Source organism: Pyxidicoccus fallax (genome assembly GCF_012933655.1).
GTDB classification, from domain to species: domain Bacteria; phylum Myxococcota; class Myxococcia; order Myxococcales; family Myxococcaceae; genus Myxococcus; species Myxococcus fallax.
Genome location: NZ_JABBJJ010000444.1, coordinates 1 through 8,732 on the forward strand (window position 1 = coordinate 1; position 8,732 = coordinate 8,732).

Below are 8,732 nucleotides of genomic sequence, written 5' to 3' on the forward strand. Positions count from 1 at the left end.
GGGGGAGGGCGGCGGCGAGGCCTTCACGTCCGTGGCGAGCGGGACGGGCTCCTCGGCGGGCTCGGACGGGTCCACGTAGAGGAAGCGGATGCCGCCCACCTCCAGCTCGTCGCTGTCCTTGAGCGACTTGCTGTTCACCCGCTTCTTGTTGACCTTGATGCCGTTGCGGCTGCCGAGGTCCTCCACGTGGGTGCCGGACCAGTCGCGGCGAATCTTGGCGTGCTTGCGGGAGACGAGGTCGTCCTTGAGGACGATGTCCGCCTCCTTCTCGTCGCGCCCGAAGACGAGCTCCATGGCGTCGCCAATCTCGATGCGCTCGCCCTCGCGCGGCCCGTTCATGAAGCGCAGGTAGCGCTCCTCGGCGCCACGCCCCCGGATGGCGTCCTTCACCATGCCGCGGGCGATGAAGGACGTCTTCTCCGAGGCGACGTCGGCGTTCAGCTCGGTGAGCTTGTCGAACTTCACGTCGTACTGGGCGATGGCGATGACGTCGCCATTGCGCAACAGGCGCTTCTCGCCCTTGGGCAGGGGCTTGCCGTTGATCTGCGTGCCATAGGCACTGCCCATGTCTTCCAGGAAGAAGAGGGTGCCTTCCTTGCAGATGCGCGCGTGGTTGCGGGACACCGCCTGCTGGGGCAGCACCACCTGGCAGGACTTGTCCCGGCCGAGGGTGATGACCGCGTCGTCGAGGACGACCTCGGTGCTGGGTGCGCCGCCGGCCTCGCTGCGCTGCGTGACGGTCAGACGGACGCTCATCGCGGAGGGTGCACGGACGGAGGAGGGGGCCGGAAGCTCAGAAGGTGGCGTCGCTGAGGTACTTCTCGCACGTCTGGTACTCGGTGGGGAACTCCTCCGAGGTGCCATACTTCAGGAAGTTCTTGCAGGCCACCTCGGCGCTCTCGCGCTTGTGGGCGTCCGAGAAGATCTGGAAGAGGCCGAAGTGACAGGGGGCGAACTTGCCGTCCAGCTTCACGCACTTGCGGTACGTGCCCTCCTCCTCGGCGATGAGGCCCTTCTCGCGGTACTGGCGGGCGAGCATGAAGAGGGCGGGGGCGGAGTTCTCCGCCTGCTGGGTGTCGCGCAGCTCCTTGAAGGCGGCGTCGGTGAGGGCCGTCTTGCGCTGGGCGAGCGAGAGGTTGTTGACGCAGCTGGTGTTGTTGGGCTCCAGCCGCGTGCAGTTGGCGAAGGCCTCGCGGGCCTCGGGGAAGCGGCTGAGCTCCATGAGGGCGGTGCCCAGGTCGTGCCACTTCGCGGGCGCGTCCGGGGTGAGCTGCACGGCCTGGGAGATGTGCTCCACGGCCTCGTCGAACTCGTTCTCGCCGTAGGCGATGACGCCCAGCGTGTGGTGCGCGTCCGACAGGCCGGGGTTCACCGCGAGCAGGGTGCGCAGCTCCTTCTTCGCCTGCTCCAGCTTCTTCATCTTCATGAAGGTGAGGGCGAGGTTGTAGCGCGTCTCCAGGTTGTCCGGGTTGACCTTCAGGGCGCGGCGGAAGTTGTCGTGCGCCTTCCCGTAGGCGCCCTCGTCGAAGTAGATGGCGCCGAGGTTCTGGTAGGCCTGCAGGTGCTCCTGGTTGAAGCGCAGGGCCTTGATGAAGTGCTTCTTGGCGTCGTCCTTGCGGCCGGCGGAGAGGGCGACGAGGCCCTTGTTGGCCCACAGGTCCGCGTACTGGGGAGAGAACTCCAGGCCGAGGTCGCAGTAGGTCTCCGCGCGGACCAGGTCGCCCCTGGCGAGCTCCTGGGCGCACAGTTCGTTGTTGATGAGGGCGCGCTCGTGGGGCGGCGGGGTGGAGACGCAGGCCGCCAGGGGCAGGGCGGAGATCAGGGACAGCGTGGTCGCGAGTCGGCTCAGACGCATGGCCGGGCGAGTGTAGGAGAGCGGCCGCACCCGAGGCAACGCCCCGGGGGGAGCCCCGTGGGGCTGTTTTCCGGGGCTTGCGCCGGTAGAGTGGCGGCCCATGCGTACCCTGCTCTGCACCGTTGCATTTGCCATGGCCCTTCTCGGGGCCGCTCCCGCGCACGCCCAGTTCGCCAACCGCAGCCTGGGCCTGTCGCTGGGCTACATGGACTTCCACCGGACGGCCGGCCTGGACGAGGCGCTGTTCCTCGGCATCGAGGCCAGCCTCTACATCGAGGGTGGCTTCGAGGTGGTGTCGCTGTCGAAGATTGCCCTGCCGAAGGACACCACGGACCCGGACAACAAGCGGGTGGTGGGCCTGGCCCCGTCGATTGGCCTGCGCTACCTCTTCTCCGAGGAGTCCATCCGCCCGTACCTCGGGACGGACATCAGCTACCTGGCCGTCTTCAAGGAGAGCGTGAAGAACCTGGTGGGCGTGGGCCCCAACCTGGGCGTGGACTTCTTCACGTCGGACTCGGTGAGTGTGGGCCTGCGCGCCCAGTACAACTTCTACCTGGCGCTCAACGAGAAGGCGCAGACGTCGCTGGCGCTGTCGGCCGGCGCGGCGGCGTACTTCTAGCCCCGGCCCAGGGCCCGGGCGCGGGGCGCCGGAGCGCGCGCGTCCGGGCGGGGCACCAGGGCGGCGGCCACCAGCAACGTCCACTTCTCGTCCGAGAGGTGGGCGGGCTTCTCCATGGCCAGCGCGTCCTGGAGCCGGGCGCCCAGCGCGGAGAACAGCCGCAGCCGGGCCTCCAGGCGCAGTTCCTCGCGGCGCAGGGCCGCGGACAGCACCAGCTCCCGCTCCTCGGTGGACAGCCGCTTCACGCGCGACACGAAGAGCGGATCCGCCAGCAGGCCCTCCTCGCCGCTGGTGCCCAGCGCGGACGGCACCCGCAGGCGCCGCTCGCGCACGACGATGGTGCCCGCCAGCATGTCCCCCAGCCGCTGGTGCGAGCCGGAGACGAGCGCGGCCAGGCCTCCCACGAGATAGAAGAACGGCAGCCGGTCCACCGGCCGGGCGAGGTTGCGCAGCGCGGCATGGTAGAAGCCGATGCGGACGCCGCTCTCCTGGATGACGCGCAGGGAGAGCGCCCGCTTGCCCACCGTCTGGCCGCTCCACACCGTCTCCAGGGCGATGGAGTAGCCCCACTCGATGAGGAAGTAGATGACGATGGCCAGCGCGTTGCCCAGGCCCTCGAAGGCCATGGAGACGACGCCCAGCCCCATGATGACGGCCAGGGAGATGCCCATGACGATGAGGCCGTCCAGGAGCCACGCCAGGAAGCGCGAATACAGGCCCGCGACGGTGAAGCGGAACTCCACGTACTCGGGCGTGAGCACCGTGTGGGTGCCGTCCAGCAGCGTGTCGGTGGCGGTCGTCACGCGGGCAGTCTAGCCCGCCCTGGCGGCGGCCGGGCGGACCTCGGTGGGAAATCCTCGCGGCTCAAACGATTCCAGTGGCGTGGCGGAAGTGGGGTGGCGGCGTTCCGGGAGTGTCCTGGGGCGGGCGGAGGGCAGGCGGCCATGCTGGCGTGCGTCAGGCTTGTTCGTGGTGATTCGAGGGGTGGGGTAGTCTCCGGCGCGCTCCCGTGGCCGCCACCGACTCCTCATCCTGGAACCGCCGACTCTGGCCGGCGGCCGCCTTTCAGTTCGCGCTCATCGCCGGAGTGACGCAGCTCAAGACGACCGCGAACGCGCTGGTGCTGTCGCGCTTCGAGTCGCAGGCGCTGCCGTACCTGTACCTGCTGGGCGCGCTGATGACGGCGGCGCTGACGGTGCTGCCGCGCTCGCGACCGGGCTCGCCGCTGGAGTCGCCGGGCGTGCTGACGGGGCTGGGCGGGGTGGTGGCGCTGGGGCTGGCGGCGGCGCTGTCCGCGGGGCAGCGGATGCCGGCGCTGGCGCTGTACCTCTTCGCGGACACCTTCTCCACGTACGTGTCGTTCCGCTTCTGGGGGCGGATGGCGTCCGCCTTCGACGCGCGCGAGGCGCGCCGGGCCTTCACCTCGCTCAACGGCTTCGCCATGGGCGGCGGCATCGTCGGCGGCCTGCTGGTGCAGGGGCTGGCCGAGAAGCTGGGCACGCCGGCCATGGTGGTGAGCGGGGCGCTGGGCCTGCTGGCCGCGGGCGCCATCTTCCACCACCTGTACAAGGGCGCGCCCGCGCCGCCCCCGCGCCCCCGGGCCGCCGCGTCCTTCATGGGGTTCAGCTACCTGGCGGAGAGCCCCTACGCGCAGGTGCTGGCGGCGCTGGGCATCGCCTTCGCGGTGCTGTCCTCCTTCGTGGACTACCTCTTCCGGCTGCGGCTGGAGGGCACCATGAGCGAGGACGCGCTGGCGGCGCTCTTCGGCTCGCTGCAGCTGTGGATTGGCCTGTTCTGCGTGGCCTTCCAGCTGCTGGTGGCGCAGCGGCTGCTGAAGCATCTGGGCCTGCTGCGCTACGTGGCGCTGGTGCCGCTGGTGCTGGCGCCCCTGGCGGGCGCGACGCTCGTCACGCCGTCGCTGTGGCCGGTGCACCTGTTGCGGCTGGTGGAGACGGCGGTGAGCTACTCCATCCTTCCGGTGGGCATCCAGCTCTTGTACGCGGCGGTGCCGGACGACCAGCGCGAGGGGCTGCGCGCGACGGTGGAGGGGCTCTTGCGCAAGGGCGGCGTGGTGGTGGCGGGCGTGCTGCTCATCGGCGCGGGGCGCGGGGCCAACGGCGTCACCATGGCGGTGGCGGTGGTGGGCATGTGCGCCGCGCTGGGCGTGCTGCTGGTGCGGCTGAAGCCGGCCTACGTGGCGGCGCTGGGCGAGCAGGTGGGCGCGCCGGAAGAAGAAGAGGTGGAGCTGGAGGGCGAGGAGGAGCAGCGGCTGCTGGCGGAGGCGCTGGCGGCGCCCGCGCCGGAGCGGGTGCTGCGCGCGGTGGACATGATGGAGCAGGCGGAGGTGCCGCTGCGGCCGCACCTGCCGGCGCTCTTGCGCCACCCGAACGAGCGGGTGCTGGAGCGCGGCGTGTCCCTGGCGCTGGAGCTGGAGGCGCACGAGCTGGCGCCGGTGCTGGAGCGGCTGGTGGAGGAGGGGCCCCGGCGGCCCCGGGACCAGGCCGTGTGGGCGCTGGCGCGGCTGTCGCCGGAGCGGGCCGAGCGGCTGCTGCCGGCGCTGCTCAACCACCCGGACGTGGGGCTGCGGTGCGCGGCCATTGGCGCGCTGCTGAAGTCGACGGGGAGCGCCGCGGCGCTGGACGCCCTGCAGGCGATGCTGGCCCGGGCGGAAGGGGCGTCGGAGGCGGAGCGGCGCGAGGTGGCGCGGCTTCTGGGCCGGCTCCAGGACTCGCGCTTCGCCGGGCCGCTGGCGCGCTACCTGGAGGACACGGACCCCAGCGTGCGGCGCGTGGCGCTGGCCGCGGTGGGCGAGGGCGGCTACGTGGAGCTGGCGCCGCGCCTGTTGCCCTTCCTCACCTGGCGCGAGGAGCGCAAGACGGCGCGCGAGGCGCTGGTGGCGCTCGGGGACGCGGTGACGCCGCTGGTGGAGGAGCAGCTCAACAACAAGGGCGCGCCGCTGGCCATGCGCCTGCAACTGCCGCGCGTGCTGCGCGGCATCGGCACGCCGGCGGCGCTGGACGCGCTGCTCTTCTCCAACGTGCGCGACGACGCCTCGCTGCACTTCCGCATCGGCGCGCAGCTGTCGCGCCTGCGCGACGAGCACCCCGAGCACCCGGTGGACGTGGAGCGCATGCGCGAGGCGCTGGGCCGCCGGCGCGAGGTGTACCGCTCGCTGGTGGGTGCCTTCCGCGACGTGCGCGCGGCGCTGGGCGACGGCTCGCTGCTCACGCGCGCGGTGGGAGACCGGCTGGACCAGGCGCTGGAGCTGTCCTTCTTCCTGCTGGGCCTGTTGCACCCGTCCCAGGTGATGCGCGGCATCCACTACAACCTGGTGGGGCAGGACGCGCGGCGGCGGGCGCTGGCGCTGGAGCTGTTGGAGAACCTGGTCTCGGAAGAGGACCGGGAGCTGGTGATGGAGCAGGTGGAGGCCCATCACCGCGAGCTGCCTCCGGGCGCGCCGGGCCGGCTGTGGCGGCGGCTGGCGGCGCTGGTGCAGAGCGAGGACGTGGTGCTGCGCGCGTGCGCCCGCCACGTGGCGCGGGTGAACGGGCTGAACGTGCTCCCGCAGGAGGGTGACTTGAGCGACCGGACTGTCCAACGGATGTTCGCGCTGGAGGGCGTGAGCGTCTTCTCGCAGAGCGACGTGGACGACCTCGCGGCCATCGCCGCCGTGGCGCGCGAGGCCTCCTACAAGGCGGGCGAGCGCATCTACGCCCAGGGCGACCCGGGCGACGCGCTCTACGTCATCGTCGAGGGCGCGGTGGACGCGTTCCACGACGGCGAGCACGTGCTGCGCTTCCAGGGCAAGCAGGCCTTCGGGGAGATCAGCCTCCTGGACGGCGCGCCCCGCCCCACGGACATGGTGGCCGCGGTGGACACGCGCGTGCTCATCATCGACCGGCGCGACTTCCTCGACCTGCTGGCGGACCGCCCGGAGCTGCTCACGGGCTTCTTCCGCGCCGTGGGCCTGCAGCTCCAGAAGCTCATCGCCCTGCCGGACTCGCGCGAGACGGGCGAGCGGCTGGAGCTGACCGCTCCGCAGCCCATCGAGGTGCCGCCGCTGCCCACCGGCCCGGCGCCCGAGGCCAGCGAGACGAACGAGGTCATCGAGGCCGCCCGGGAGCGCGCTCGCGACGAGTAGCGCCCGAGGGTCTCAGGCCCCCGTCTCGCCGGCGGGAATCGTCGGCTTCTCCGGGGGCGGCTTCATGGCGGCCCTGGCGGCGGTCTCCTCCGCGAGCAGGTGCGCGGAGGCGACGGGGATGAGCGGCCGGAGGAAGAACTTCATCGGCGGGAAGGCGCCGAGGAAGCGGATCAACGCGAGCCCCGCGTAGGCGTAGGGGTGGCGCTCCACGGTGGACACCGGGGCGAGGACCTCCTGGGTGCGCCGCTCCCAGAGCGCGCCGTAGCGCTGGAGGAAGCCCCAGCGCATCCCGGGCACCTTCGTGGTGAGCCACGTCCAGGCGCGCAGGAACCAGGGAGGCCGCGGAGAGGTGGTGGCCTCCCAGGCACGCGCGCTCTTGGCGGCGGTGAAGACCACCAGCCAGTACGCGCCCCAGGCCGTGCTGAGCACGGACACCACGTGGGTGTTGCACAGCACGGGCATCGTGAGGACGAGCATGGCTGGCACGCCCACCACGAACAGCAGCATCGCCCGCCAGCGCCGCTTCACCTTCTTGCGGATCCACGCGAAGTCGACATGCACGCGCGGCTGCATCGCCTCGTCCTCGGGCTCCACGCCGGTGAGCAGGCTGGCCTCGCGGGCGATGACGTCGTGGTACTCGCGCGACAGGGCGATGACCACCCACTGGGCCACCTGGAGCGCCGCGAACAGCGCCGCCCAGAAGGCAATGCCCACCTCGGAGAGGTCCTTGCCACCGAGCGAGATGTCCTCTCCCTGGAGCTTCACCCGGACCGATTTCCGGGGAGCGTCACCGTCCCCCGAGGAGGGCGGGGTCTTCCCGGCCACGGCCGTGCCGCCGTCTTCCTCGACGGCTTCGTCGGCCACGGTGTCGTCGTCCGCGGTGTCTCCATCGGCGTCGGCCACCTCGTCGTCATCGGCCGCGGTGTCTCCGTCCTCGGCGGTGGCCTCGTCGAGGTGCTCCCGGGTCGAGGTCTCCGCGATGCGGGTCGCCTCGACCACCAGCCCGGCGATGGTCTCCGAAAGGGACGTGCCCGCGTCGTCACCCCTCGTCAGGGTCTCCAGGTCGCGCACGCGCTGCTCGAGCCGCGCCTCGGCGTAGGCCTGTGTCTGCCTCCGTGAGCGGCCCACCGCGGTGCCACCGTCCGCCGCGCCGCCGCTGTCCGTCGTGCCACCGGCAATCGCCGAGATGCCTCCATCCGGCCCGACATCGTTGTTCGCCGCGACACCCGCGTCCGCCGCGATACCGTGGCTCGTCGGGACGCCTCCGCTCGCTGGGAGGCCGCCACCCGCGGCGCGATTGCCGCCCCCGGCGCCGCCGTTCGCCGCGATGCCGCTGTCCGCCGTGTCACCCGCGTTTGCCGCGAGGCCGCCATCCATCGCGGGCGCGGCCATGTCCCGACGGCTCGTTTCGCCCGCGTCCGCCAGGTCCGGCGCCGCGCCCGCGTCCCCCAGCCGCCGGTTCGCCCGGGCCTCGGCCTCCTTCAGGCGCTGGGCCGCCAGGGCCGCCGCGGCCTTGCGGATCTCCTCTGTCCGCTTCGCGTCGCCCCGTGACTCATGCCGGTTCGCCGTCTCCACGGCCTTGTGGCTGCAGCTCATCCAGCCCAGGGCCAGGGCCAGCGCCGCCACCGTCTGGTACAGCCCCACGCGCAGGTAGAGCTTCCGGGCCGCCGGATTCGCCAGCAGCGCCCGGGCCAGGTGGATTGGGAGGCTCAGCCCGTAGATGAACTGCCGCACCCGCCCCGGAGGCTGTCTCCGATAGAGGTGGAAGTGTTCCGCACCCCCTCGCACCTCGGTCCAGAGCCCACGGGCCAGGGCTTCGCCCTGATCCGCGAGGCCCCTTTTGTTGGCAGGCCTACCATCCCGGTCCTCCGGAGAGGATGGGCCCCGCTCACCGTCACGGTCCGACACGGTGCCACCGTAGCACGAGCCGAGTTGTGCTAAAGGCGCGGGTGTGAGACCGACCTCTCTTCCCGTCCTCCCGCTTTCCTTCCGCCAGCCGCGGTTGTCCGGCGTGCTGGTCCTCGCGCTGGGCACCCTCGCCGGTTGCGAGAAGAGCAACCCCACCCCTCCGCCCGCTCCGGCGGAGCCTGTCTCTTATAAACATCTGACGCTGAAGA

Annotated in this window: 6 protein-coding genes; 2 read left to right on the top strand and 4 right to left on the bottom strand. The window is 71.8% G+C overall.

Features of this window, described 5'->3' with window-relative positions:
* Both HG543_RS48245 and HG543_RS48250 read right to left on the bottom strand, forming a co-directional pair.
* On the bottom strand, window positions 1-756 hold a 756-nt coding region (locus tag HG543_RS48245; protein ID WP_169351724.1), incomplete at its 3' end, for an FHA domain-containing protein.
* 37 nt (window positions 757-793) lie between these two features.
* Window positions 794-1,855 (bottom strand): tetratricopeptide repeat protein, encoded by a 1,062-nt coding sequence (locus HG543_RS48250; protein ID WP_169351725.1) that lies wholly within the window; start codon window positions 1,853-1,855, stop codon window positions 794-796.
* 100 nt (window positions 1,856-1,955) lie between these two features.
* On the opposite strand from HG543_RS48250, the gene HG543_RS48255 reads away from it, so the two are divergent.
* Complete coding sequence (locus HG543_RS48255; RefSeq protein WP_169351726.1) at window positions 1,956-2,474, top strand: hypothetical protein; 519 nt, start codon at window positions 1,956-1,958, stop codon at window positions 2,472-2,474.
* Here the strand turns inward: HG543_RS48255 and HG543_RS48260 are convergent.
* Complete coding sequence (locus tag HG543_RS48260) at window positions 2,471-3,277, bottom strand: RDD family protein (RefSeq protein WP_169351727.1); 807 nt, start codon at window positions 3,275-3,277, stop codon at window positions 2,471-2,473. The genes HG543_RS48255 and HG543_RS48260 overlap by 4 nt on opposite strands.
* Before the next feature lie 206 nt (window positions 3,278-3,483).
* Here HG543_RS48260 and HG543_RS48265 point away from each other — a divergent pair, with 206 nt between their 5' ends.
* Window positions 3,484-6,615, top strand: coding sequence for a cyclic nucleotide-binding domain-containing protein (locus HG543_RS48265; RefSeq protein ID WP_169351728.1), 3,132 nt, complete (start codon window positions 3,484-3,486; stop codon window positions 6,613-6,615).
* A gap of 12 nt (window positions 6,616-6,627) precedes the next feature.
* On the opposite strand, the gene HG543_RS48270 is transcribed toward HG543_RS48265, so the two are convergent.
* Window positions 6,628-8,349, bottom strand: a complete 1,722-nt coding sequence (locus HG543_RS48270) for a hypothetical protein (RefSeq protein WP_169351729.1) — start codon at window positions 8,347-8,349, stop codon at window positions 6,628-6,630.
* Window positions 8,350-8,732: the final 383 nt, after the last annotated feature.

Excerpts from the sequence above, each read along its gene's own strand:
- HG543_RS48255 (WP_169351726.1), top strand. The coding sequence starts at position 1,956 with ATGCGTACCCTGCTCTGCACCGTTGCATTTGCCATGGCCCTTCTCGGG.
- HG543_RS48250 (WP_169351725.1), bottom strand. The coding sequence starts at position 1,855 with ATGCGTCTGAGCCGACTCGCGACCACGCTGTCCCTGATCTCCGCCCTG.